General features: G+C 60.7%; 24 protein-coding genes. 12 read left to right on the top strand and 12 right to left on the bottom strand.

What is annotated here, in order from left to right:
• Window positions 1–37 precede the first annotated feature (37 nt).
• Window positions 38–1,960 carry an acetyl-CoA hydrolase/transferase C-terminal domain-containing protein gene (locus tag VNV36_RS16580; RefSeq protein ID WP_325718697.1) on the top strand — a complete coding sequence of 641 codons (1,923 nt, stop codon included), beginning with the start codon at window positions 38–40 and terminating at the stop codon, window positions 1,958–1,960.
• Window positions 1,961–2,085: 125 nt separating this feature from the next.
• Here the strand turns inward: VNV36_RS16580 and VNV36_RS16575 are convergent, their stop codons facing one another.
• The 3 genes from VNV36_RS16575 to VNV36_RS16565 are packed head-to-tail and all read right to left on the bottom strand — an operon-like array spanning window position 2,086 to window position 4,938.
• The gene (locus VNV36_RS16575) at window positions 2,086–2,658 is read right to left on the bottom strand and encodes a xanthine phosphoribosyltransferase (protein WP_042607125.1); all 573 of its coding nucleotides are present in this window, start codon (window positions 2,656–2,658) and stop codon (window positions 2,086–2,088) included.
• Window positions 2,659–2,715: 57 nt separating this feature from the next.
• Window positions 2,716–4,725 carry a DNA helicase Rep gene (gene rep, locus VNV36_RS16570; RefSeq protein ID WP_325718696.1) on the bottom strand — a complete coding sequence of 670 codons (2,010 nt, stop codon included), beginning with the start codon at window positions 4,723–4,725 and terminating at the stop codon, window positions 2,716–2,718.
• A 48-nt stretch (window positions 4,726–4,773) separates the two neighbouring features.
• Complete coding sequence (locus VNV36_RS16565) at window positions 4,774–4,938, bottom strand: hypothetical protein (RefSeq protein ID WP_325718695.1); 165 nt, start codon at window positions 4,936–4,938, stop codon at window positions 4,774–4,776.
• Window positions 4,939–4,996: 58 nt separating this feature from the next.
• Between VNV36_RS16565 and VNV36_RS16560 the strand changes: the two genes are divergently transcribed.
• Window positions 4,997–6,670, top strand: a complete 1,674-nt coding sequence (locus VNV36_RS16560) for a putative bifunctional diguanylate cyclase/phosphodiesterase (RefSeq protein ID WP_325718694.1) — start codon at window positions 4,997–4,999, stop codon at window positions 6,668–6,670.
• 129 nt (window positions 6,671–6,799) lie between these two features.
• Here VNV36_RS16560 and VNV36_RS16555 read toward each other — a convergent pair whose 3' ends face one another.
• Entirely contained in the window at window positions 6,800–8,194 is a 1,395-nt protein-coding gene (locus VNV36_RS16555; RefSeq protein ID WP_325718693.1) for a NorM family multidrug efflux MATE transporter, read from the bottom strand.
• A 161-nt stretch (window positions 8,195–8,355) separates the two neighbouring features.
• Here VNV36_RS16555 and VNV36_RS16550 point away from each other — a divergent pair, with 161 nt between their 5' ends.
• From VNV36_RS16550 to VNV36_RS16540, 3 genes are all read left to right on the top strand, one after another.
• Window positions 8,356–9,276: a LysR substrate-binding domain-containing protein gene (locus VNV36_RS16550; protein ID WP_325718692.1), complete on the top strand. Its 921-nt coding sequence runs from the start codon at window positions 8,356–8,358 to the stop codon at window positions 9,274–9,276.
• 186 nt (window positions 9,277–9,462) lie between these two features.
• Window positions 9,463–11,439, top strand: a complete 1,977-nt coding sequence (locus VNV36_RS16545) for a methyl-accepting chemotaxis protein (protein WP_325718691.1) — start codon at window positions 9,463–9,465, stop codon at window positions 11,437–11,439.
• A gap of 186 nt (window positions 11,440–11,625) precedes the next feature.
• On the top strand, window positions 11,626–12,840 hold the full coding sequence (locus VNV36_RS16540) for an aldose 1-epimerase family protein (protein WP_325718690.1): 1,215 nt from the start codon (window positions 11,626–11,628) through the stop codon (window positions 12,838–12,840).
• Here VNV36_RS16540 and VNV36_RS16535 read toward each other — a convergent pair.
• Together VNV36_RS16535 and VNV36_RS16530 are read right to left on the bottom strand one after the other, a co-directional pair.
• Window positions 12,837–14,330: a YifB family Mg chelatase-like AAA ATPase gene (locus tag VNV36_RS16535; RefSeq protein WP_325718689.1), complete on the bottom strand. Its 1,494-nt coding sequence runs from the start codon at window positions 14,328–14,330 to the stop codon at window positions 12,837–12,839. The two genes, VNV36_RS16540 and VNV36_RS16535, sit on opposite strands and share 4 nt — an antisense overlap.
• A gap of 990 nt (window positions 14,331–15,320) precedes the next feature.
• Window positions 15,321–15,581 (bottom strand): accessory factor UbiK family protein, encoded by a 261-nt coding sequence (locus tag VNV36_RS16530; protein WP_007920416.1) that lies wholly within the window; start codon window positions 15,579–15,581, stop codon window positions 15,321–15,323.
• Window positions 15,582–15,975: 394 nt separating this feature from the next.
• Between VNV36_RS16530 and glnK the strand changes: the two genes are divergently transcribed.
• From glnK to sutA, 4 genes are all read left to right on the top strand, one after another.
• On the top strand, window positions 15,976–16,314 hold the full coding sequence (glnK, locus tag VNV36_RS16525; RefSeq protein WP_002555808.1) for a P-II family nitrogen regulator: 339 nt from the start codon (window positions 15,976–15,978) through the stop codon (window positions 16,312–16,314).
• Between the two features lie 37 nt (window positions 16,315–16,351).
• On the top strand, window positions 16,352–17,689 hold the full coding sequence (locus VNV36_RS16520) for an ammonium transporter (protein WP_325718688.1): 1,338 nt from the start codon (window positions 16,352–16,354) through the stop codon (window positions 17,687–17,689).
• A gap of 215 nt (window positions 17,690–17,904) precedes the next feature.
• A complete protein-coding gene (locus VNV36_RS16515; protein WP_325718687.1) occupies window positions 17,905–18,330 on the top strand; it encodes a secondary thiamine-phosphate synthase enzyme YjbQ in 426 nt (141 codons plus the stop codon).
• A gap of 101 nt (window positions 18,331–18,431) precedes the next feature.
• Window positions 18,432–18,758, top strand: a complete 327-nt coding sequence (gene sutA, locus VNV36_RS16510) for a dormancy-specific transcriptional regulator SutA (protein ID WP_016772583.1) — start codon at window positions 18,432–18,434, stop codon at window positions 18,756–18,758.
• A gap of 143 nt (window positions 18,759–18,901) precedes the next feature.
• Here sutA and VNV36_RS16505 read toward each other — a convergent pair whose 3' ends face one another.
• From VNV36_RS16505 to lptM, 6 genes are read right to left on the bottom strand one after another with little or no spacing between them, the layout of a single operon-like run.
• Window positions 18,902–19,600: an HAD family hydrolase gene (locus VNV36_RS16505; RefSeq protein ID WP_325718686.1), complete on the bottom strand. Its 699-nt coding sequence runs from the start codon at window positions 19,598–19,600 to the stop codon at window positions 18,902–18,904.
• The gene (gene xerC / locus VNV36_RS16500) at window positions 19,597–20,496 is read right to left on the bottom strand and encodes a tyrosine recombinase XerC (protein ID WP_325718685.1); all 900 of its coding nucleotides are present in this window, start codon (window positions 20,494–20,496) and stop codon (window positions 19,597–19,599) included. The genes VNV36_RS16505 and xerC overlap by 4 nt, the downstream gene beginning before the upstream one ends.
• A 2-nt stretch (window positions 20,497–20,498) precedes the next feature.
• Window positions 20,499–21,224 (bottom strand): DUF484 family protein, encoded by a 726-nt coding sequence (locus tag VNV36_RS16495; RefSeq protein ID WP_325718684.1) that lies wholly within the window; start codon window positions 21,222–21,224, stop codon window positions 20,499–20,501.
• 13 nt (window positions 21,225–21,237) lie between these two features.
• Window positions 21,238–22,068 (bottom strand): diaminopimelate epimerase, encoded by an 831-nt coding sequence (gene dapF / locus VNV36_RS16490; protein ID WP_042607114.1) that lies wholly within the window; start codon window positions 22,066–22,068, stop codon window positions 21,238–21,240.
• 3 nt (window positions 22,069–22,071) lie between these two features.
• A complete protein-coding gene (lysA, locus tag VNV36_RS16485) occupies window positions 22,072–23,319 on the bottom strand; it encodes a diaminopimelate decarboxylase (RefSeq protein WP_325718683.1) in 1,248 nt (415 codons plus the stop codon).
• Window positions 23,320–23,328: 9 nt separating this feature from the next.
• Window positions 23,329–23,502, bottom strand: coding sequence for an LPS translocon maturation chaperone LptM (gene lptM / locus VNV36_RS16480; protein ID WP_007911098.1), 174 nt, complete (start codon window positions 23,500–23,502; stop codon window positions 23,329–23,331).
• Between the two features lie 313 nt (window positions 23,503–23,815).
• On the opposite strand from lptM, the gene cyaY reads away from it, so the two are divergent.
• The 3 genes from cyaY to rnk all read left to right on the top strand — a co-directional run bounded on the left by cyaY (window position 23,816) and on the right by rnk (window position 25,034).
• Complete coding sequence (gene cyaY / locus VNV36_RS16470; protein WP_325718682.1) at window positions 23,816–24,148, top strand: iron donor protein CyaY; 333 nt, start codon at window positions 23,816–23,818, stop codon at window positions 24,146–24,148.
• A gap of 3 nt (window positions 24,149–24,151) precedes the next feature.
• A complete protein-coding gene (locus VNV36_RS16465) occupies window positions 24,152–24,370 on the top strand; it encodes a DUF1289 domain-containing protein (RefSeq protein ID WP_325718681.1) in 219 nt (72 codons plus the stop codon).
• Between the two features lie 253 nt (window positions 24,371–24,623).
• Window positions 24,624–25,034 carry a nucleoside diphosphate kinase regulator gene (gene rnk, locus VNV36_RS16460; RefSeq protein WP_325718680.1) on the top strand — a complete coding sequence of 137 codons (411 nt, stop codon included), beginning with the start codon at window positions 24,624–24,626 and terminating at the stop codon, window positions 25,032–25,034.
• Window positions 25,035–25,039: the final 5 nt, after the last annotated feature.

Here is a 25,039-nt window from a genome sequence, read left to right as displayed (position 1 = left end):
GTCTACCCCTATCAACGGAACGGGCGGGAGGCTTCAGATGGTGCAGTTGTGTTCGATCGAACAGGCGGTGGATGACGTGCTGGCTCGTCTGCCGGTGCATATCCACATGGGCCTGCCGCTGGGGTTGGGCAAGCCGAATCACTTCGTCAACGCGCTGTACCGGCGTATCAAAGAGCTGCCCGAGCGGCAGCTGACGATCTACACCGCGTTGTGCCTTGGTCGGCCGAATCTGGGCGATGGTCTGCAAAAGCGCTTCATCGAGCCCTTCGTCGAGCGTGTATTCGGTGATTATCCCGAGTTCGATTTCCTCGCCGATCTGCAGCGCGACAGCCTGCCCGCCAACATTCGCATCCAGCAATTCTTCATGCAGCCGGGCAGTCTGCTCACCAGCGCGCCAGCGCAGCAGGATTACGTCAGCAGCAATTACAGCCACGCTGCGCGCGATATCAATGGCGCCGGGCTGAATCTGGTTGCGCAATTGCTGGCCAGCAACAGCGAACATCCCGATCGGCTGAGCCTGAGTTGCAATCCGGACATCACCCTCGACCTGTTGCCGATGATCGCCAAGCGCCGCGCGGCGGGGGAGACCATTGTGCTGGTCGGCCAGGTGCATACGGATCTGCCGTACATGCCCGGTGATGCCGAGATCGACATCGACACGTTTGATTTGCTGATCGACGAGAAGGACAGCAGCACGCTGTTTTCTACGCCGAACATGCCGGTGGGATTTCAGGATCATTTCATTGGATTGCACGCCAGTACGCTGGTGCGCGACGGCGGCACGTTGCAGATCGGTATCGGTTCGATGGGCGATGCGTTGACCGCCGCATTGCTTGCCCGTCAGGCCGATAACGCCGGGTATCAAGCGTTGCTCGATGACATCAACCTCAGCCAATGGGCGCAGTTGATCCAGCGCGAGGGCGGCACCGCACCGTTTTCCAAAGGCCTGTACGGTTGCAGCGAAATGTTCGTCAACGGCCTGCTGGTGCTGGCCGATGCCGGGATCGTTCGGCGCAAGGTCTACCCTGACGTGCCGACGCAGGAGCAGGCCAACGCCGGCACCCTTGATGAAGCTGCGCAGCCCGACGGTATTTGCGTGCATGGCGGCTTCTTTCTTGGACCGCGCAGTTTTTATGACCGGCTGCGCGAGTTGCCGCAAAGCAGGCTGCTCGAATTCAACATGACCCGCATCAGCTACATCAACGAGCTGTACGGACAAGAAGAGCTCAAGCGCTTGCAGCGCATCGATGCGCGCTTTATCAACACCGTGTTCACCATGACTCTGCTGGGTGCCGGCGTGGCCGATCAGCTCGAAGACGGGCGCGTGCTCAGCGGGGTGGGTGGGCAGTACAACTTCGTCGCCCAAGGCCATGCGCTGGAGGGCGCGCGATCAATGTTGATCCTGCGCAGCTGGCGCGAGTCGGGCGGCGAGGTCAGTTCCAATATTGTCTGGGACTACGGCCATTGCACGATCCCGCGGCATCTGCGCGACATCGTCGTCACCGAGTACGGCATCGCCGACCTGCGCGGCAAGTCCGACGCGGCGGTGATCGAAGCGCTGCTCAATATCAGCGACTCACGCTTCCAGGCGGGGCTGATCGAACAGGCGCAGAAAGTCGGCAAGCTGCCGAAGGATTTCCGTCTCGATCCACGGTTTGCCGACAACACACCGCAACGCTTGCAGGCGATTGCCGCAAGGCATCCGAACCTGTTTCCGGAGTACCCGCTGGGCTGTGATTTCACCGCGATCGAACGGGATCTGTTGCGCGCGCTGAACTGGCTGAAGAGCAAGTTCAAGCTGAGCGAGATTCTGGAATTGGGCAAGGCAGCGCTGGATGCGCCGGAGGCTTCAGCATTCCCGGAACACCTTGAGCGGATGCAGCTGACCAATCCGGAAGGCCTTAAGGAAGACCTGTTCCAACGCCTGCTGCTCACAGGACTCAAAGCCACCGCGCAATAACTGACCACCCAAAAACCTGTAGGAGCTGCGGCACGCTGCGATCTTTTGATCTTGATCTGAAGCAGATCAAAAGATCGCAGCCTCGTTTCACTCGACAGCTCCTACAGGGGAGGGGCTGTGTGGCTTTATTCGATGAAGGTGACAACGCCATCCTTCAGCGACTTCACGCGAGCCAGCGACTCGACGCGATAACCCTGCGAGTCCAGTTCGGCGCGACCGCCCTGGAACGACTTCTCGATGACGATGCCCAGACCGGCAACGGTGGCGCCGGCCTGTTTGATGATCGAGATCAGCGCTTGCGAGGCCTTACCGTTGGCCAGGAAGTCGTCAATGATCAACACACGGTCGCTGCTGGTCAGGTGACGCGGGGAAATGGCCACGGTGCTTTCGGTTTTCTTGGTGAACGAGTAGACGGTCGCCGACAACAGATTTTCGGTCAGAGTCAGCGACTGTTGCTTGCGGGCAAAGATCACCGGTACGCCGAGGTTCAGGCCGGTCATGATCGCCGGGGCGATGCCAGAGGCTTCGATGGTGACGATCTTGGTGATACCGGAATCCTTGAACAGCGCGGCAAACTCGTCACCGATCAATTTCATCAGGGCCGGGTCGATCTGGTGGTTCAGAAAGGCGTCGACTTTCAGAACCTGATCGGAAAGCACGATGCCTTCTTCGCGGATTTTTTTGTGCAGTGCTTCCACAACAGCTTCCTCAGTTGGCGCATGGGGCGCCGAAGGTAGATTAAAAAGTAGTCGATTCTAGCGCTTTAACATCGCGCGTATATCGGCCAATGCGCTATTTCCGCGCACGGCTTTGACTTCGGTCGGGGTGTCGTCGTTGCCTTCCCAGGCCAGATCGTCCGGCGGCAGCTCATCAAGGAAGCGGCTCGGTGCGCAGTCGATGATTTCGCCGTACTGCTTGCGCTTGGCGGCGAAGGTGAATGCCAGAGTCTGCCGGGCGCGGGTGATGCCCACGTAGGCCAGGCGACGTTCTTCTTCGATGGTGTCGGCTTCGATGCTGGAGCGGTGCGGGAGGATTTCCTCTTCCATGCCCATGATGAACACGTAGGGAAATTCCAGACCCTTGGACGCGTGCAGCGTCATCATTTGCACGCCTTCGGCGCCGTCCTCTTCTTCCTGCTGACGCTCGAGCATGTCGCGCAGCACCAGTTTGCCGATGGCGTCCTCGACGGTCATTTCACCGTCTTCGTCCTTCTCGAGGGTATTTTTCAACGCCTCGATCAGGAACCAGACGTTGCCCATGCGGTAATCGGCGGCCTTGTCGCTGGAGCTGTTGGTGCGCAGCCAGTTCTCGTAGTCGATGTCCATGACCATGCTGCGCAGCGCCGAAATCGGATCTTCGCCGGCGCACTGCTCGCGAACCTTGTCCATGAAGCGCTTGAACCGCGACAGGCGGTCGGTGAAGCGGCTATCGAGATGTTCGCCCAGGCCGATTTCGTCGGTAGCGGCGTACATCGAAATCTTGCGCTCGGTGGCGTAGTTGCCGAGTTTTTCCAGGGTGGTCGAGCCGATCTCGCGGCGCGGCACGTTGATCACGCGCAGGAAGGCGTTGTCGTCATCCGGGTTCACGATCAGGCGGAAGTAGGCCATCAGGTCCTTCACTTCCTGGCGACCGAAGAAGCTGTTGCCGCCGCTCAGGCGATACGGCACCTGGTGATGCTGCAGCTTCAGTTCGATCAGTTTGGCCTGATAGTTACCGCGATAAAGAATCGCAAAGTCGCTGTACGGGCGGTCGGTACGCAAGTGCAGGCTGAGGATTTCCATGGCCACGCGCTCGGCTTCGGCGTCTTCGTTGCGGCAGCGGATCACGCGGATCTCGTCGCCGTGGCCCATCTCACTCCACAGCTGTTTTTCGAATTCGTGCGGGTTGTTCGAAATCAGCACGTTGGCGCAGCGCAGGATGCGGCTGGTGGAGCGGTAGTTCTGCTCGAGCATCACCACTTTCAGGGACGGGTAGTCGTCCTTGAGCAGCATCAGGTTTTCCGGCCGCGCGCCACGCCAGGCGTAGATCGACTGGTCATCGTCGCCGACCACGGTGAACTGGTTGCGCTTGCCGATGAGCATTTTCACCAGCAGGTATTGGCTGGCGTTGGTGTCCTGGTATTCGTCGACCAGCAGGTAGCGCACCTTGTTCTGCCACTTTTCGAGAATGTCGGCATGTTCTTCGAAGAGTTTTACCGGCAGCAGGATCAGGTCGTCGAAGTCCACCGCGTTGAATGCCTTGAGCGTGCGCTGGTAGTGGGTGTAGACGATGGCGGCGGTCTGTTCCTTGGGATTGCGAGCATTTTCAAGAGCCTGGGGCGGCAGGATCAGGTCGTTCTTCCAGGCGCCGATCATGTTCTTGATCTCGTCGACGCCGTCGTCGCCTGCGTATTCCTTCTGCATGATGTCGGTCATCAGGGCTTTGACGTCGGTCTCGTCGAAGATCGAGAAACCGGGTTTGTAGCCCAGCCGCGCATGCTCCTTGCGGATGATGTTCAGGCCCAGGTTGTGGAAGGTGCAGACGGTCAGGCCGCGACCTTCACCGGCACGCAGCAGCGTGCCGACGCGTTCCTTCATTTCCCGCGCGGCCTTGTTGGTAAAGGTCATGGCGACGATGTACTGGGCGCGGATGCCGCAGTTCTGGATCAGATGGGCGATCTTGCGCGTGATCACGCTGGTCTTGCCGGAGCCAGCACCGGCGAGCACCAATAGAGGGCCGCCGACGTAGTTCACGGCTTCTTGCTGCCGGGGATTGAGTCGGGACATAAGAAAATTCGGGAGTCGGTGACGAAATGGGCCGGCATTTTAACAGGCTCAGCGATTTGTGCTGCTCTGTCCGACTTGTGACGCAACACGCGATTCAGATTTGCCGGTTTGGTTACTTTCACGCAGGATACGCGGGGATTTTGCGGCTAATGTTCTCATTCGTGACACAAAATAACGTTCGATGCCGTTGTCATCGGTCAGCGCATTGGTCATTGTTCAGCACACCGGCATAATGCCCCGCCTACATCATTGCAGAGTCTAGGGAGTCAGCTTGTCTACGCCTGTCGAACCCTTGCGTTTGCTGCTACTGGCCGAAGAGCCAGCGTGGACAGCGTTGTTGCGTGAGTGTCTGGCTCCGATGGGGAGCGCGGCGGTGCTGATCAGCGCGCCGAACTGGGATTCGGTCAGCCGCCTGTTCGAAGACAACCGCCACGCGGTGCTGTTGACCCTGCCAGCATTGCAACCGGCGCCCGGCCGATGCAGCCTGCCGACGGTTTTGCTGCTGGAGCATGAACCGGCCAGCGCGCCGGTGGGTGTCAGCGACTGGCTGGTGTTCGACGCCCTCGACGCCGGCATGCTCCAGCGCTGCCTGCGCCATGTGCGCGAACGCGGCGTGCTCGAAAACACTCTGCAGCGTCTCGCCGAGCAGGACCCGCTGACCGGTATCGCCAACCGCCAGGGTTTTCAGACTCTGCTGACAGCGCGTCTTGCGGAAGGAGACGGTCGCGGCCTGGCCCTCGGCCATCTCGATCTTGATAATTTTCGTCACGCCAACGATGCCCTCGGTCATCAGGCCGGCGATCGTCTGATCCTGCAAGTCGTCGCCCGGCTCAAAAGTCAGCTGGAGGCCGGCGACCAACTGGCGCGGCTAGGCAGCGATGAATTCGCCCTGCTGATCGACACCCGCCGCGCGCCACAGCGCGCCGAATGGATGGCCGAACGCATTACCGAAGCGTTGGCCGAACCCTATTGGGTCGACGGCGAAAGTCTGCTGATCGGCTCCAGTCTCGGCATCGCCCATGCCCGCGCCAATGGCGGCGCCGATCCGCTGATGTGGCACGCGCACATCGCCATGCAGCAGGCGAAAAGCACCCAGGGCTGCACCTTTCATATCTTCAACGAACGCATCAACCGCAATGCACGGAGCATCGCCGACCTCGAAAGCGAGCTGCGCCGCGCCTTGCGCCGCGATGAGCTGGAGCTGCATTACCAGCCACGCCTGAATCTTGAAGATGGTCAGATCGTCGGCCTCGAAGCGCTGGTGCGCTGGCGTCATGGCGAACGCGGTCTGCTGCCGCCGAGCGAATTCGTGCCGCTGGCCGAACAGAGTGGTCTGATCGTGCCGTTGGGTTACTGGGTGATTTCCCGCGCCTTGCGCGACATGCAGGCCCTGCGCGAACAAGGTCTGCCGGCGCTGCACATGGCGATCAACCTGTCGTTCCGCCAGTTTCAGGACAGCCAGTTGCTGCCGACGCTCAGCCGGCTGATTGCCGAACGCGGCGTCGAGGCGCAATGGCTGGAGTTCGAGCTGACCGAAACCGCGGTGATGCGGCGCAGCGATCTGGTCAAGCAAACCATGGACGCCCTCGGCCGCCTCGGCGTGCGCTTCTCGCTGGACGATTTCGGCACCGGGTTTTCGTCATTCGTGCACCTCAACAGCCTGCCAATCACCCTGCTGAAGATCGACAAGAGTTTTGTTGGCGGCATGGAGCAGCGCGAAGAGAATCGCAAACTGGTGCACGCGATGATCAACCTTGCGCACAACCTGCATCTGGAAGTGGTTGCCGAAGGGGTCGAGACGCCGGAGCAACTGGAGTTATTGCGCGGGTTCGGTTGCGATCAGGTGCAGGGCTATCTGATCAGCCGGCCGTTGCCGTTGGCTGAGCTGGTGGAGTATCTGACGTCGGGATCGAGCCAGCAGCCGGCTCTGGAAATCGTCGGTTGATCACGGCTTTTGCGGCCAACCCGAAACTCCTGTGGGAGCGAGCCTGCTCGCGAATGCGTTCTGTCAGCTGAATGCTTTCTGCCTGACACTCTGTCTTCGCGAGCAGGCTCGCTCCCACAAAGGAAACCCTCATTCGGCCTGGGGGATGTTAAAACCTTGAGCTTGCGGCTCGCGCCGAATCATCCGCTGCATCTTCCATTCGAACGCCAGCGTCAGGCTCACCGCCGCACACGCCAGGCCCAGCGCTAGGCCCCACCAGACCCCCGTCGGCCCCCAGTTCAGGTGGAACGCCATCCACCACGCCGCTGGAGCGCCAATCAGCCAATAGCAACCCAGCCCGACCAGAAATGTGGTCTTGGCATCCTTGAGCCCACGAATACAGCCCATGGCGATCGTCTGCGTGCCATCGAACAGCTCGAACCAGGCCGCGACTGCCAGCAGACTCACCGCCAGGCGGATGACCTCGGCAAACGCCGGGTCGTTATGGTCGAGGAACAGGCCGACCAACTGATTCGGCAACAACCAGAACACCATGGCAAACCCGAGCATCGCCACCGCGCCAAAAGCGATGCCAACGCGACCGACCATCCGCGCATCGTTAAGCTGCCCGGCGCCGTAATGCTGGCCGACGCGCATCGTGATCGCATAAGACATTCCCGCCGGTACCATGAACGCCACCGAAACGATCTGCAAAGCGATCTGGTGCGCCGCCAGTTGCGTGCTGCCCATGGTGCCCATACACAGCGCGGCAAAAGCGAACAGCCCGACTTCCACGGCATAGGTGCCGCCGATGGGCAGGCCCAGCCGCCAGAGTTCTTTCAGGTATTGCCGGTTCGGCCGCGACAGGCCGGCGCGCAATGGATAGGCGTCATAGGCCGGATGCCGGCGAATGTGCCAGGCCAGCGCCAGCGCCATGCAACTGGCAACGATCGCCGTGACCAGACCGATACCCGTCAGACCCAAATGCGGCAGGCCGAACATGCCGGTGATCAATGCGTAGTTGAGCAGAAAGTTGGCCACGGTGCCGGCGAGACTGATGACCATCACCGGCGTTGCCCGGCCAATCGCACTGGTGAAGCCACGCAGGGCCATGAAGCTCAGATAACCGGGCAGGGCGAAGGGCAGGGCGATCAGGAACTGCCCGGCGGCGTTGACGTTGGTTTCGGTCTGGCCGAACAGCAGCAACACGGGTTTCAGGTTCCACAACAGCAGCCCGGCGCCGAGGGCCATCAACCAGGCCAGCCACAGTCCGGCCTGCGTCAAGCGTGCCGCGCCGATGATGTCGCCGGCACCCTGACGGATTGCCACCAGTGTGCCGACCGCTGCAATCACACCGATGCAGAAAATCGACACGAACGAATAGCTCGCCGCGCCCAGACCACCACCGGCGAGGGCTTCGGGGCTGAGGCGTGCCATCATCAGGGTGTCGGTCAGCACCATCAGCATGTGCGCCAGCTGTGAAGCAATCAGCGGCCCCGCCAACCGCAGGATGGCCCAGAGTTCGGTGCGCACAGGATGCTGCATGGTCATCACCACCCAAATATCAGAGGGAACAGGAGACCGTCGATTCTCGGCGCTTGGCAGGCTTTGCACAAAGGGATAAAAAGGATGGGTTGCATGATTAAAACTCATCCTGAAATGTTGCCCGGATTGGCTGCACCCCCCCCGCTACTGGAGCTTTGCGTATGTCCCGACGCCTTCCGCCGTTGTATGCCCTGCGCGCATTCGAAGCAGCAGCGCGACACAGCTCGTTCACTCGCGCGGCCGAAGAACTGTCGATCACCCAGAGCGCAGTCAGTCGGCACATGCGCACCCTTGAAGAACATTTCGCCTGCCGGCTGTTCCATCGCAGCGGCCGCAACCTGCAACTCACCGAATCCGCGCGTCTGTTGTTGCCCGGTATTCGCGAAGGTTTTGCAGCTCTGGAGCGCGCCTGCAATACGTTGCGCGCCGAAGACGACATTCTGCGCATGAAAGCGCCATCAACCCTGACCATGCGATGGCTGCTGGCGCGGCTGAGTCGCTTCCGCCACTTGCAGGCGGGCAATGAAGTGCAATTGACCAGCGCGTGGATGGATGTCGATTCGGTGGATTTCAACAATGAGCCATTCGATTGTGCAGTGCTGCTCAGTGACGGGCATTTCCCGCCGGACTGGGAAGCGAGTCTGCTGTTCCCGGAAGAACTGATTCCGGTCGGCGCGCCGAACCTGCTCAATGATCAACCCTGGGATGTGGCGCGGTTGGCTGCCGCTGAACTGCTGCACCCGACCCCGGATCGCCGCGACTGGCGCAGTTGGCTGGAACGCATGGGTTTGTCCGATCAGGTCTCGCTCAAGGGCGGGCAGGTGTTCGACACGCTGGAGCTGGGCATGATTGCGGCGGCACGCGGCTACGGCGTGTCGATGGGCGATTTGTTGATGGTCGCCGAAGATGTCGCGCAAGGGCGCTTGAGTCTGCCGTGGCCAACGGCGGTCGCCAGTGGCTTGAACTATTACCTGGTGTGGCCAAAACCGCGCCCGGGAGGTGAACGTTTGCGCCGCCTCAGTGACTTTCTGCAAGGGGAAGTCCGCGCCATGCAGTTGCCAGTGGTGGCACGCTTGAGCTGAAACGTTCGAGCCGGCACAATGCCACCACTGCGCCATACCCACGCAACGCGCTCAAGTATTCGGCTTTACCGCCGACTAGGAGCATGTGGAACCGTCGTGCCGGTTTCGCGCTACACCCCCATTAGAATATTTTCCGGGCAATTACTGCGATCAAGGAGGATCCGGTGGCTCGGCCAGGAGCTGTTCATGTCTCAACCTCGTGCTCGGATCGCCTCGCAGTTGGGCCTTGCCCTCGCTGTAATACTGGCGATAGTCATCAGCGGCAGTACGGTTTTTGCCTTGCGTTCGCTGGATTCCGCCAACCTCGCCACCCGTGAAGAGCACCTGGCCAGTGAGGCCCGGCTGCTGGCAGACCAACTCAGTACCTTCCACGGCACCCTGCGCGAAAGCACCCTGCGCTTGAGCGGGCTGTTTGAAAAACGCTTCGGCAGCGGTTTAAGTGTGCACCCGGATCAGCCAGTGACCGTGGCCGGCGTGCAGACGCCGGGCCTGCATTTGGGCAACGAGGTGCTGAACAACAACTTCAAGGAAGTTGACGAGTTCAAGCAGATGACCGCCGGCGTGGCCACCGTGTTCGTGCGCAGCGGCGAAGATTTCATCCGTGTCAGCACCAACGTTACCAAGCAGGATGGCACCCGTGCCATCGGCACCGTGCTCGATCATGCCAACCCGGCGTACGCGAAGTTGATGGCCGGGCAGAGTTATGTGGGCCGCTCGCTGTTGTTCGAACGCTATTACATGTCGCAGTACACCCCGGTGCGCGACGCGGGCGGCAAGATCATCGCCGTGTTGTACGTCGGCTTCGATTACACCGACGCGCAAAACGCCCAGTTCGCCAACCTCAAGCGCTTCCGCATCGGCCAGACCGGCTCGCTGGCGCTGCTCGACGAGCAGAACAAATGGCTGGTGCCGATTGCTGGCGTCGAAGCGCTGGATCAAGCCGTCCCGACTATCAATAACCTGGTGAAAACACCCGGCAAGGGTGAATTCTGGAGCGACAAGGGCGAAGACTTCTACAGCATCGCCGTGCCGTTCGAAGGTGGGCCGTGGTCGGTGGTCGCGAGCATGCCAAAAACCGAAATCCGCGCGGTGACCTGGAGCGTCGGTACACAACTGGCCATCGGCAGCTTGTTGGCGATGCTGCTGGCCGTTGGCTCCGTGGTCTGGCTGTTGCGTAGCAAACTGGCGCCACTGGGCGATCTGGTGCGTCAGGCTGAGGCCTTGGGTGCCGGTGATCTGAGCGTGCGCTTGAATGTGTCGAGCCACGACGAAATCGGTCAGCTGTCCCGTGCCTTCAATCAGATGAGCCAGGCACTGTCGACCATGGTCGAGCACATCCGCCGCGCCTCGGAAGAGGTCAACAGTCGCGCGCAGGCATTGTCCGGTTTGTCCGGTGGTGCTTACGAAGGCATGGAGCAGCAGTCGGGCGAAATCACCAGCATGGCCGGCGCGGTGGAAGAGTTCAGTGCGACGTCGCTGAACATCGCTGACAACATGGGCGCGACTCAGCGCCTGGCACAGGAAAACGCCCAGCAAACCCAGATCGGTCGCAACTCCATGGAAGAAGCGTCGTCGTCGCTGGAGCAGATTGCCGGTGCGCTGAACAGCACCGCGACCGTGATCAACACTTTGGGTCAACGCTCCCAGGAAATCGGCGGCATTGTCGGCGTGATCACTTCGATCGCCGAGCAGACCAACCTGTTGGCGCTCAACGCGGCGATCGAAGCCGCCCGTGCCGGCGAGCAGGGCCGCGGCTTTGCCGTGGTGGCGGACGAAGTGCGCAGCCTGGCCTCGCGTACCCGTCAGGCCACCGATGAAATCTCCAGCATGATCCACAGCATCCAGCAGGAAACCGGCAACGCGATCAGTACCATGGAGCAGGGTAATGTGCTGATGCAGGAAGGTCTGTCGCGTAACGCCAATGTCGCCTCGGCGCTGGCGCGGATCGACGAACAGAGCCGTTCGGCGGGGCAGCAGTTCGCTGCAATCACCACCGCCACTCAGGAGCAGAGCAGCACTGCGACATTGCTGAGCAGCAACTTGCAGAGCATTGCCCTGGCCAACAGCGAGCAGCGTGAGGTGGTTTCCAACTTGGCTATTACCGCAAAAGAGCTGGAGAAACTGGCAGCGGATCTGCGTTCCGAGGTTGATCGCTTCCGTTGATGCTCGTATGAAATAGCTATCGCGAGCAGGCTCGCTCCCACGGTTTTCGGTGTTGTTGTGACCGGCCCAAAATCCATGTGAGAGGGAGCCTGCTGGCGAATGCTTTCCTCCGACGACTTCTCCAGACTTGCTGAAACGTTTCCGCAGCGCTATAAAAATGGCACAACTCCAATAAGGGCTACTGCCATGACTCCGCTCAAACTCCTCGTCGCCCTCGGCGCATTCTCTGCTGCGTCTCACGCCATGGCCTGGGATTATGTCCTGCTCGACGCCAACACTGCGGCAAAGAACTGGACGATCACCAGCGAACAACTCGGTGTGAAAACCGCCAGACCGTTTTCCGTGACTCTGCGCACTTTGCATGGCGGTCGGCAGGAGGGCGTCAGCATCGTGGATATCGATAACGGCACGATGAAGCTTTCGGTGGTGCCGACCCGCGGCATGAACGTGTTGCAAGCTTCGGTGGGCGACGTGCGCATGGGTTGGGATTCGCCGGTCAAGGAGGTGGTCAACCCGGCGTTCATCGAGCTCAACGGTCGCGGAGGCCTGGGCTGGCTGGAAGGCTTCAATGAACTGGTCACCCGTTGCGGTTACGAGTGGGTCGGGCATCCCGGCATGGACAATGGTGAACTGCTGACCCTGCATGGTCGTGCCGCCAACATCCCGGCCAGTACCGTCACTCTGCACATCGATGAAAAGCCACCGTACGCCATCACATTGCGCGGCGAACTCAAAGAGCAGGCATTCAAGAAAGTCGATTTCTCGGTAGCGACCGAACTGGTCACCGAACCGGGCAGCGCAAGCTTCGCCCTCAACGACACCCTGACCAACAACGGCGACTATGCGAAGGAATATCAGGCGCTGTATCACAGCAATTTCAGCACGCCGTTTCTTGAGCAGGGGGCAAAATTCGCTGCGCCGGTGAAGCAGGTGTCGCCGTTCAACGACAAGGCCAAGGGTGATCTGCCCGACTGGCAGACCTATCGCGCGCCAACCAAGGATTATGACGAAACCGTCTACAACGTCGTGCCTTACGCCGACGCCAAAGGCGACACCTTGACTGTGTTGCACAACAAGACCGGTAGTCTCGGCGTGTCCGTTGGCTTCAACATCGAGCAGTTGCCGGTGTTCTCGCTGTGGAAAAACACCGACACCGAAGGGCAGGGCTACGTCACCGGGCTGGAGCCGGGCACCAGTTTTTCCTATAACCGTCGCTATCAGCGGCCGTTGAATCTGGTGCCGACCATTGCGCCGAAACAACACAAACAGTTCAAAATCAGCTACAGCCTGCTGGTCGATAAAGCTGCGGTGGATAACGCCTTGAATCGGGTGAGCGAGATTCAGGCCGGGCGCGACACAGAAGTGCGCCAGGCGCCGCTGGTTGATCTGACCGAGCATTAAGGTGTCGCCGGCCGGTATTGCAGTGCCTCGGCCAGATGCTCACGGGTAATCGCATCGACTTGCTCAAGATCCGCCAGTGTGCGCGCGACCTTGAGCAGGCGATGCGCTGAGCGCAGCGACAGGATCAATCGCTCGCAGGCTGCTTCCAGCCATTTTTCATCGGCTGTGGATAACTTGCAGTGACGCTTCAACCCCGGCAGATCGAGAAACGCATTGGCACAGCCTTGGCGTTTCTGCTGGCGTTCCCGCGCTTCGGCCACCAACGCCGCAGCGCTGGCGCTGTCTCCGCCGGGCTTGGCTGTCGGATTCAACGCGGTTGCCTCCCGCGCCACGGTCAGGTGCAAATCGATCCGGTCCAGCAGCGGCCCCGACAATTTGTTGCGATAGCGCTGGACCATGTCCGGTGTGCATGAGCATTTGCCGCTCGGTTCGCCAAGATATCCACAGGGACACGGGTTCATCGCCGCCACCAACTGAAATCGCGCGGGGAAACGTACGCGATCCTTGGCCCGAGCGATCACGATATGCCCGGATTCCAATGGCTCGCGCAGCACCTCGAGAACCTTGCGATCGAACTCCGGCAATTCATCGAGAAACAGCACGCCGTGATGGGCGAGGGTGATTTCACCGGGCTGCGGTTTCGAACTGCCCCCGACCAGCGCCGGCCCGGAAGCCGAATGGTGCGGTTGGCGGAAGGGGCGCTGCGGCCAGTGAGTCAACGGCACCCCGCTGGCGACCGACTGAATCGCTGCCACCTCCAGCGCTTCACACTCGGAAAGCGGCGGCAGCAACCCCGGCAAACGACTGGCCAGCAGCGTCTTGCCGGTGCCTGGAGGCCCGCTGAACAGCAGGTTATGCGCCCCCGCTGCAGCAATCAGCAGTGCGCGCTTGGCGGCTGTTTGACCCTGCACTTCGTTGAGGTCGGGATAGGGCTTGGCAGCGTGCATCAGGCCATCGGAAACGTAAGGCTCCACTGGCGTGTGCCCGTTGAAATGTGCCACCGCTTCCAGCAAGTGATCGACCGCGAAGACCTTCAGTCCCGAGGCCAGACACGCCTCTTCCGCATTCGCCCGCGGCACCACCAACGCCCGCCCGGCCTTGCGCGCCGCCAGTGCCGCCGGCAGCACGCCACGCACCGGTCGGACGGCACCCGACAGCGCCAACTCACCCAGACATTCCACCTCATCCAGTGTAAGACACGGCACCTGCACACTCGCCGACAGAATTCCCAGCGCAATAGCCAGATCAAACCGCCCGCCATCCTTGGGCAGATCCGCCGGCGCCAGATTCAAGGTGATCCGCCGCGCCGGAAACTGCAGCCCGGAATTGATGATCGCGCTGCGCACCCGATCCTTGCTCTCCTTCACCGCCGCTTCAGGCAGGCCGACCATGGTCAGCGACGGCAGACCGTTGGCCAGATGGACTTCGACAGTGACGGCTGGAGCTTCCACGCCAACCTGGGCGCGGCTGTGGACAATGGAGAGGGACATGGTCGTTCCTTGAGCTGAATCGGGGAGCCGCATCCTGCGGGTTTTTGAAGGGTAGTTGAGCCGGGTTTCAGTGCTGAAATAGAGGTTTACAAGACGTATCCAGACCCGATGGGCTGTCACTGCTTGCCTGGATTGGAGCGTTGACTCTCGCCCGGCATTGAAGGATCATCCCATACGAGGACTGCAACTGCGCATTCGTCGGGACTGGGCACCAGCAAAAGCTCCCCCGCATTTTTGGCAGCAGAGAAAGCTGGTTTCTCTGAAGTAGTGACGACGGGCTAGCCTGTCGGATTCTGAACCCAAGGCTGTAAAGCCCGGAGCTAAAGAATCGCTGCGACTACTCCTCAAAAAATACTTAAAAGGCGTCCATCGGACGCTTTTTTTATTTTTGATTTGACGGTGCTCGTGGTATCTGCCCCACTAACGTGCCATGTGCGCGTTTTTGCGGGTACCAAGTCACCACGAAGTAACCAAATCCTGTGGCGCGCTCGTGTCGCGGTTCAAGAATCAGTGTTCCCATAGAAGTCCTCAGTCCCGCGACCCTGTTTCCACATCGCTGTTCTTTGAACTCACAATAGATTTGTGCTCCCGGGACGATCATTTTCGCAACAATCGCTGCTACCCCATCGGCAGTCTGGCAACCATGCTTGAGCAAATCGGCACTATGGGCTTCCCAAATGTGCACTACGCCAAAACCACTATTCGCTCGACGGTGGATACCTGCCCGCAGATAAATCTCCCCGCCTGGCAAGCCGAATTTTGGCATATCGGGGATCGTGCCAAAGATATAACCACGGAAGCTCTTTCCACCATGGCCTGCCCAGGTCGCCAAACCCGGTGCTGAACATTCAGCCTCGGGTGAGCTTAGAAACCTGGGCTTTTCGGCGCAATCGGACGGCGGTGGTGCAGGTTGTAGAACGTTGCCGGGATGGTTGAAGGGCCGGAGATCAAAAGATCGCAGCCTTCGGCAGCTCCTACAGGGGGCGCGGATTATTCCGCGGGCGGCGTCAGCTTGGCTTCCATCTCGGCGACTTTGGCTTCGAGGCTTTCGAGGCGAGCGCGAGTGCGAGCCAGTACGACCATCTGACTATCAAACTCTTCCCGGCTGACCAGATCGAGTTTGCTGAAGGCACTTTGCAGCAGCATTTTGAACTGGCTTTCGATTTCGGCTTTTGGCAGCGGGGTGTCGCCGCTGAACAGGCGGGAGGCGGTGCCGCTCAGGGCGTCGAGGAAGTCTTTGGGCGCGAGCATGGGAAATGTCCTGGAAACAATGGCCGGCAGTGTATCACGCAGTGTCTATAGTCAATCCCGTTGCGCGGATGCACGCTTTTCGCGCAGAGGGACGGACGGTGGCGCACCGTTGTTGTGCGTATCGGCAAAGGCTTTTCTGCGCGAGTGCGCACAACACTGGCCAAATGGTTGAAATGCTGGGTTTTTGCCGAGCTGGCAAGGTTTCTGCTTAGTCACCCTCGACCCATGCACTGATGCAGTCGCTGTGACGAATGCAGTGCGGAAGACGAAGCGGGGAGTTTCGTCTGATGCGGTTAGCTGGCGTCAACGATGCGTTACAAAGCCAGGCACTGCGCTTAGACTTGAGACGGGTTTGTTTTCCTGGGGCAAGTCCACCAAATCGGGAGAGAGTTTCATGAAGCTAGTCACTGCCATCATCAAGCCGTTCAAGTTGGACGACGTGCGCGAGTCGCTGTCCGAAATCGGCGTGCAGGGCATTACCGTCACTGAAGTCAAAGGCTTCGGCCGGCAGAAGGGTCACACCGAGCTGTATCGCGGCGCGGAATATGTGGTCGATTTTCTGCCCAAGGTGAAAATCGACGTGGCCATCGACGACAAGGATCTGGATCGGGTTATCGAGGCGATAACCAAGGCGGCCAACACCGGCAAGATCGGTGACGGCAAGATCTTCGTGGTCAATCTGGAACAGGCGATCCGCATCCGTACCGGCGAAACCGATACCGACGCGATCTAAGCGCCGCCACAAACCCAACGCCCCAGGAGAAAACAATATGACTCTGCGTAAATTCGCAGGGCTAGGCGCCCTGTTGTCCATCGTAATGCCCGGCCTCGCCATGGCGGCAGACGAAGTGGCAGCGCCAGTCCTCAATTCCGGCGACACGGCCTGGATGCTCACCTCGACAGCCCTCGTGCTGTTCATGACCATTCCGGGCCTGGCGCTGTTCTACGGCGGCATGGTTCGCTCGAAAAACATTCTTTCCATGCTGATGCAGTGCTTCGCCATTACCGGTCTGATCAGCATCCTGTGGGTCATTTACGGCTACAGCATTGCCTTCGACACCACAGGCATGGAACAGGGCGTCGTCAACTTCAATTCGTTCTTCGGTGGCATGGGCAAGGCGTTCCTCGCCGGTGTCACGCCTTCGAGCATTACCGGCCCGGCGGCGCTGTTCCCCGAGGCAGTGTTCATTACCTTCCAGATGACGTTTGCGATCATCACTCCGGCGCTGATCGTCGGTGCCTTCGCCGAGCGCATGAAGTTCTCCGCGATGCTGATCTTCATGGGCATCTGGTTCACCCTGGTTTATGCGCCGATTGCGCACATGGTCTGGTCCGGTAACGGCGGCCTGATGTGGGACTGGGGCGTGCTCGATTTCGCCGGCGGCACCGTGGTGCACATCAACGCCGGTATCGCCGGTCTGGTGGCGTGCCTGGTGTTGGGCAAGCGCAAGGGCTTCCCGACTACGCCGATGGCGCCGCATAACCTCGGCTACACGCTGATGGGCGCAGCCATGCTGTGGGTTGGCTGGTTCGGCTTCAACGCCGGTTCCGCAGCCGCCGCCAACGGCACTGCCGGCATGGCGATGCTCGTGACCCAGATTGCAACCGCCGCTGCCGCACTGGGCTGGATGTTTGCCGAGTGGGTCACCCACGGCAAGCCAAGCGCACTGGGCATTGCTTCAGGTGTGGTCGCCGGTCTGGTCGCGATCACCCCGGCCGCTGGCACCGTAGGCCCGATGGGCGCACTGGTGATCGGTCTGGCCGCAGGCGTGGTGTGCTTCTTCTGCGCCACCACCCTGAAACGCAAACTCGGTTATGACGACTCCTTGGATGCCTTCGGCGTACACGGTATCGGCGGTATCCTCGGCGCGATCCTCACCGGTGTGTTTGCCGCACCGGCGCTGGGCGGTTTCGGCACCGTGACTGATATCGGCGCGCAGGTCTGGATTCAAGTCAAAGGCGTGGGCTTCACGGTGATCTACACCGCGATCGTCACCTTCATTATTCTCAAGGTACTGGACGCCGTCATGGGTCTGCGCGTGAGCGAGGAAGAAGAGTCGGTCGGCCTCGATCTGGCACAACACAACGAACGCGGCTACAACCTGTAAGCACGCGCAACAAAAAAATTGCCCGGTTCGCCGGGCATTTTTTTGTCCGGAGTTTGTCACTCAAGGGGCGGCTTAAAGGATTTTTCTTACGTCTTTGCTCGCCTTTATGACAAGGGTTTTTCTGCGGGCAATGGCTTACGTCGTTGCAGGCGTATTAGGGTCTTTGTTTTTTTTCAGAGCACGCTAGAATGCGCCCCGAACGAGCGGAGAACTGTATGTGGCAACAGACTCTGATAACCCTGCGGGCAAGGCCCCGGGGCTTTCATCTGGTAACCGACGAGTTGCTCGCAGGCTTGCCTGAACTCAAGTCCTGCCGGGTCGGTCTGTTGCATCTGTGGCTGCAGCACACGTCGGCGTCGTTGACCATCAACGAGAACGCCGATCCGGCAGTTCGTCGCGACTTCGAACGATTTTTCAATCGCCTGATCCCACAAGGAACAGACGGCTACGAGCACAACGACGAAGGCCCGGATGATCTCCCGGCGCACTTCAAGGCCAGCATGCTGGGTTGCCAGATCAGTCTGCCGGTTTCGGCAGGACGGTTGGCGCTGGGTACCTGGCAAGGCGTTTATCTGGGCGAGCACCGCGATCATGGCGGTGCCCGTAAAGTCCTCGCCACCTTGCACGGTGAACAGGTATGAGCCGCTGATTCGCAGCGGTGGAAGATTTTTCAACGGCGGCTTCGACAGTCGCCAAAGCTGGTCTATAACTAATCTGCTTTTGGCAAGTCATGAGGTAGAACATGAGCGACGATGATCTGGAAAACGACGACCTCGAAGTAGGCGACGAAGACGAGGCCGAGGAAGGCCTGGAAGCGGCAGCGGAAGACGTTGCCGAGGACGATGGCGGTGACGACACGCCGGCCCCGGCTGCCAAAGGCAAAGCCAAGGCTGCGGTATCGGTCGACGAGTTGCCGAGCATCGAAGCCAAGAACAAGGAGCGTGATGCCCTGGCCAAGGCCATGGAAGAATTCCTTGCACGCGGCGGCAAGGTGCAGGAAGTGGAGGCCAACGTGGTCGCTGATCCGCCCAAGAAGCCGGACAACAAGTACGGCAGCCGCCCTATCTGAGGCGCGTCGCTCGCTTGCTGAAAAAGCCCGCCGTCGCTGCGGGTTTTTTTATGCCTGAAGAAAAAGCAAAGATCGCAGCCTTCGGCAGCTCCTACAGGGGGAATGCATTTCAACAGTAGGAGCTGCCGAAGGCTGCGATCTTTTCAACGGTTCCAGCGGGAAAGCACGGCCGGCAACTCCGTCAAACTGCGAATTTCCGCATCCGGCAAGCGCTCCGCTTCCCAGACCTTGCCCGCCGGGTTGAACCACACCGCGCGCAGCCCAGCCTGCTGTGCTCCGGCAATGTCATCGCCGGGATGATCGCCGACATGCACCGCCGCTTCAGCACTCACGCCGCCGCGCTGCAAGGCTTCGTGGAACAGCCGCGCATCCGGTTTGGCGATGCCGATGTCTTCGGCGCACAAGGCAAATTTGAAATGATCCGCCAGCCCCAGCCGGCGTACGTCGGCATTGCCGTTGGTGACTACACCGAGGGCATAGTGATTGGCGAGCAGCTCCAGCAGCGGCTCGACTTCCGGGAATACTTCGATCTGATGCCGCGCATGCAAAAACACTTCGAAAGCCTTGTCGGCCAGTTCCGACGCCTCGCCGTGGGCATATCCGGCTTCTTCCAGCGCATGCAACAACACGCGCCGGCGCAGCGCACTGATGCGGTGTTTGAGGCCCGGTTCGTCCGCCAGCACACGCTCGCGAATAGCCCATAAATGCTCCACCGGCACCGCGCCGAGATCCGGTGCATGTTCGCTCAGCCATTCGCGCAAAACGGTTTCGGCGCTGGCGATCACCGGGGCTGTGTCCCACAGGGTGTCGTCGAGGTCGAAGGTGATCAACTGAATACTCATGAATCATCGCCTTTCATGCGTTTGGCCCGGGGATGGGCGCTGTCGTAGACCGCCGCCAGGTGCTGGAAGTCGAGATGGGTATAGATCTGTGTGGTCTTGATATCCGAGTGGCCAAGCAATTCCTGCACCGCGCGCAAATCCTGGGAGGACTCCAGCAGGTGGCTGGCGAAGGAGTGCCGCAACATATGCGGATGCAGGTTCTGCCCCAGTTCGCGCTCACCAGCGAGTTTGACCCGCACCTGAATTGCACGCGGGCCAAGGCGTCGGCCTTGCTGGCTGACAAAAACCGCATCATCGGCAGGATTGGTCATGGCGCGTAGCGGCAGCCATTGTTCGAGGGCTTCTCGGGCCTTGGTGCCGACCGGCAACAGGCGGGTCTTGCTGCCTTTGCCAAGCACCTGAACCATGCCATCGGCCAGGTCGAGTTGGTCGAGATTGAGCCCGGTCAGCTCGGACAGGCGCAGCCCTGATGAATAGAACAGCTCCAGAATCGCCTGATCACGCCGGGCGAGAAAGTCGTCCTCCACCGCACCTTCGAGCAGTTGCAGCGCGCGGTCGGTGTCGAGGGTCTTCGGCAGGCGCCGTTCGCCTTTTGGCGGTGCCAGGCCGGTGGCCGGGTCGTGATCGCACAGGCCTTCGCGGTTCAGATAGTGGTAGAGCCCGCGCACCGCCGAGAGCAGGCGGGCGAGGCTGCGCGAGGACTGGCCTTGGGCGTGCAATCGGGCGACCAGGCTGCGCAGCCGCTGAATGTCCAGCGCGGCCCAACTGCCGATGTTTTGCTTGACGCACCAGGCGAGGACTTTATCGAGGTCGCGGCGATAGGCCGACAGTGTGTGCGGCGACACCTGTCGCTCACTGCGCAGGTGTTCGCAGTAAGCGTCCAGTTGTCGTTCCATGTTCAGCGTACCGAGCGCAGCGAGCTGTTGACCCGAGGCAGCACGCGGCCCATGACCTCGGCGATGTAGCTGAGGAACAGGGTGCCGACCGAGCTCTTGTAGTGCTGCGGGTCACGGCTGGCGATGGCCAGGATGCCGTGGATGCCCTGATGGCTGACGGCAACGACTGCAGTGGAACCGATCTGCTGGCGCTGTTCTTCGCCGAAGAGGAAATCCAGCTCATGCTCGCGCAGACTGCCGCTGACGCTTTTGCCTTCGGTGAGCAGGCCACCAATGGCAGTCTGCGCATCGGCGTGAGTAACCCAGCGGCCGACGGGGGCGGGGTTGTCGCCGAGCAGGATCAGGCTGACAAACGGCACCTGGAAATCCTGGCGCAGGCTGTCTTCAACACTGATCACCACGTCTTCCAGGGTCGATGCATCCATCAGCGCGAGGATCAGGCGACGGGTTTTTTCGAACAGGCGATCGTTGTCCCGGGCCACGTCCATCAAGTGCGACAGGCGATGGCGCATCTCGATGTTGCGGTCGCGCAGGATAGTCATCTGCCGCTCGACCAGCGACACGGTGTCGCCACGTCGGTGCGGAATGCGCAGCGACGGCAGCAATTCTTCGTGCTCGACGAAGAAATCCGGATGAGCCTCCAGATAGGCGGCAACCGCCGCCGCTTCGAGGCTCTCGGACGCGGGTTCGTCGGACGGTCGGGCGGGTACCTGAGGCTTGTCGGTCATGATTTCTGCTCGCTCAAAGACGTACTTGTCCTTCGTATACACGCACTGCCGGACCGGTCATCAATACCGGTTCGCCGGGACCTGCCCACTCGATGGACAGACGCCCGCCGGGCAGGTCGATCAACAGCGGCGAATCCATCCACCCCTGACTGATGGCCGCCACCGCCGCCGCACAGGCGCCGGTGCCGCAGGCCTGGGTTTCTCCGGCGCCGCGCTCCCACACACGCAACTGCGCACGGTGGCGGTCGATGACCTGAAGGAAACCGACATTGACCCGCGCCGGGAAGCGCGGATGGTGTTCGACCTTCGGCCCCAGTTCATGCACCGGTGCACTGTTGATGTCATCCACGCGAATGACCGCATGGGGATTGCCCATCGACACGGCGGCCAGTTCGACCGTGGTGCCATCGACGTCCAGCTGATAGCTGCTGGCCTGGGCTGGCGCCTGGAATGGTATGTCCGCCGGCACCAGACGCGGTGCGCCCATGTTCACGCCGATCTGGCCGTCGTTACGTACGTCCAGCTCGATGATGCCGCCCTTGGTCTCGACGCGGATCTGCCGCTTGGCGGTCAGACGCTTGTCGAGCACGAAGCGGGCGAAGCAGCGCGCACCGTTGCCGCATTGCTCCACTTCCGAACCGTCGGAATTGAAAATCCGGTAGCGGAAATCCACGTCCGGGTTGCTCGGCGCTTCGACGATCAGCAACTGGTCGAAACCGATACCTGTGTGGCGATCGCCCCATTGCTTGGCATGTTTGGGTTGAATGTGCGCGTGCTGGCTGACCAGGTCGAGAACCATGAAGTCATTGCCCAGGCCGTGCATTTTGGTAAAACGCAGCAGCATGGGTTACTCCGGCAGCAGGCTTTCGCCGGCAAACAGCTCGGCCACGGTTTCGCGGCGACGCACTTCAAAAACCTGATCACCATCCACCAGCACTTCGGCGGCACGGCCGCGGGTGTTGTAGTTGGAGCTCATGACGAAACCGTAGGCACCGGCCGAATGCACGGCCAGCAGGTCGCCTTCTTCCAGCGCCAGTTCGCGCTCCTTGGCGAGGAAGTCGCCGGTCTCGCAGATCGGGCCGACGATGTCGTACTTACGCGCAGCCGTGTCACGCGGTTTCACCGCAGTAACGTCCATCCAAGCCTGATACAGCGCCGGGCGGATCAGGTCGTTCATCGCCGCGTCGACGATGGCGAAATCCTTGTGCCCGGTATGCTTGAGGTACTCGACCTGAGTCAGCAGCAAACCGCCATTGGCGACGATGAAGCGGCCAGGCTCGAACACCAGCGCCAGATCGCGACCGTTCAAACGCTCGCGCACGGCTTTGATGTAGTCGGCGACCAGTGGCGGCTCTTCATCGCGATAGCGCACACCCAGGCCACCACCGAGATCGATGTGGCGCAGGTGGATGCCGCAATCGCCAAGACGGTCGACCAGATCCAGCAGGCGGTCGAGGGCATCGAGGAACGGCGGCAGTGTGGTGAGTTGCGAACCGATGTGGCAGTCGACACCGATCACTTCCAGGTTCGGCAGATGCGCGGCGCGCACATACACATCTTCGGCGTCGGCAATGGCGATGCCGAACTTGTTCTCTTTGAGACCGGTGGAAATGTACGGATGAGTGCCGGCGTCGACGTCCGGGTTCACCCGCAGCGACACTGGTGCGCGAACGCCCAGTTCGGCGGCGACCACTTGCAGGCGCTCGAGCTCGTCGGTGGACTCGACATTGAAGCAGTGCACGCCGACTTCGAGAGCGCGACGCATGTCGTCCCGGCTCTTGCCGACGCCGGAGAAGACGATCTTGTCGGCGCTGCCGCCAGCGGCCAGTACGCGTTCCAGCTCGCCACGGGAAACGATGTCGAAACCGGCGCCGAGACGGGCCAGGACATTCAGGACACCGAGGTTGGAGTTGGCTTTGACGGCGTAGCAAACCAGGTGCGGCATGCCGGCCAGCGCATCGGCATAGGCCAGATATTGCGCTTCGATGTGCGCGCGTGAGTAGACATAGGTGGGCGTGCCGAAGCGGTTGGCGATGGCGGACAGCGCCACACCTTCCGCGAACAGCTCCCCGCCACGGTAGTTAAAAGCGTCCATGGCGATCCCTTATTGGTAGACGTCGTGCTTGTGTGCTTTGGACGGCTGCTTCTGCGAAGACTGGGCTTGTTCGGCCGGGTCCTGGTCGTCATCGGGCAGGTACAGCGGGCCTTTTTGACCACAGGCCGAAACCAGGCAGGCCACCGCGACGAGCGCAGCAAGGGAAGAGATCAGGCGCTTCATGGCGAAATCCTTGAAAATGCGTTAATTGCGCCGGAGTATACCGGCCACCCGGCAGCTTGCCTATGCGAGGGGGTTCCCGTCCGGCGGGGCTCCTGAGAAGCGCATCATCCCTGTGGGAGCGAGCCTGCTCGCGAAGGTGCCGGCAAATTCAACAGGCTCGTTGCCTGACACACCGCTTTCGCGAGCAGGCTCGCTCCCACAGGGCGGTGTTGGTCGGGCCGGCAGGTGCTTGGTCGTTAATCTTTGCAATCGGCCAGCAGCGTCCGTATCTTTCGGCGCTTGAGCCTGATCAGACATTTTTGAGGTTGCCGCAATGAGTTTGTCCGAAGCCCGTTTCCACGATGTGGTCGATGACACCCAGGAAAAACTGGAAGACATTTTTGACGACAGCGATCTGGATATTGATCTGGAAAGCTCGGCCGGCGTGCTGACGGTCAAGTTCGAAAACGGCTCTCAGTTGATCTTCAGCCGTCAGGAGCCGTTGCGTCAGCTATGGCTGGCGGCGGTGTCTGGTGGCTTCCACTTCGATTACGACGAAGAAAGCGAGCGCTGGATGTGCGACAAGAGCGAAGAGCAACTCGGCGAAATGCTTCAGCGCCTAGTCAAGCAGCAGGCAGGCGTTGAATTCGATTTCGAAGGTCTGTAATCCGTGACTGATGCAGCGCCTGTTCGCCCACCGAGACCGCTTTACAGCAATGTCAGCCCGGCGGTGCCTTCGCCGTGCACGGGCGTATGCCGACTGGACGAACAGAAAGTCTGTCTCGGTTGCGCGCGCCACGTCGAGGACATTCGCGAATGGCGCTCGGCGGATGACCAGCGGCGTCGCGTGATATGCGCGCAAGCTGCAGAGCGCCGCACTCAAACCTGATACGAACTTGTGGCGAGGGAGCTTGTTCCCGCTCGGCTGCGCAGCAGTCGTAGAAGTTTCGGACCGCTGCGCGCTCCAGCGGGAGCAAGCTCCCTCGCCACAGGTGACTGCGGTGCCAGGGGGATGACTTGTATATTTTTTGAGCTGTGATAGTGTCCGCGAACGCCTCAAACCACCGAGGCACGGTGAAAACCCCGTCTTTTTTGGCGGGGTTTTGCTTTTTTTGTGCAGAAGAAAGGAGTCTGCCTGGATCATGACCGCACCTTCCATCACCCTTACCCGTCTGGACGTGCAACGTCTGGAGCGTCTGATCGACAGCCTGGATGACACGCTGCCGGGCGTGATTGCGCTGCAAACCGAGCTGGACCGCGCCGATACCGTGGTCGGCCACGATGAAGTGCCCGCCGATGTCGTGACCATGAATTCCCGCGTGCATTGCCGCGAAGAAGGCAGTGGCAAGGATTACCACCTGACGCTGGTCTATCCCAAGGACGCCAATGCCGACGAAGGCAAGATTTCGATTCTGGCGCCGGTCGGCAGTGCGCTGTTGGGTCTGAAGGTCGGTCAGCACATCGACTGGCCGGCTCCCGGCGGCAAGTCGCTGAAGCTGACCCTGCTGGAAGTCGAGTCGCAACCGGTCAACGGCGGCGCCTTTCCCGAATAAATCCC

Source organism: Pseudomonas sp. (assembly GCF_035554175.1).
GTDB lineage: Bacteria > Pseudomonadota > Gammaproteobacteria > Pseudomonadales > Pseudomonadaceae > Aquipseudomonas.
This window is presented reverse-complemented; position numbering and strand designations above follow the sequence as displayed.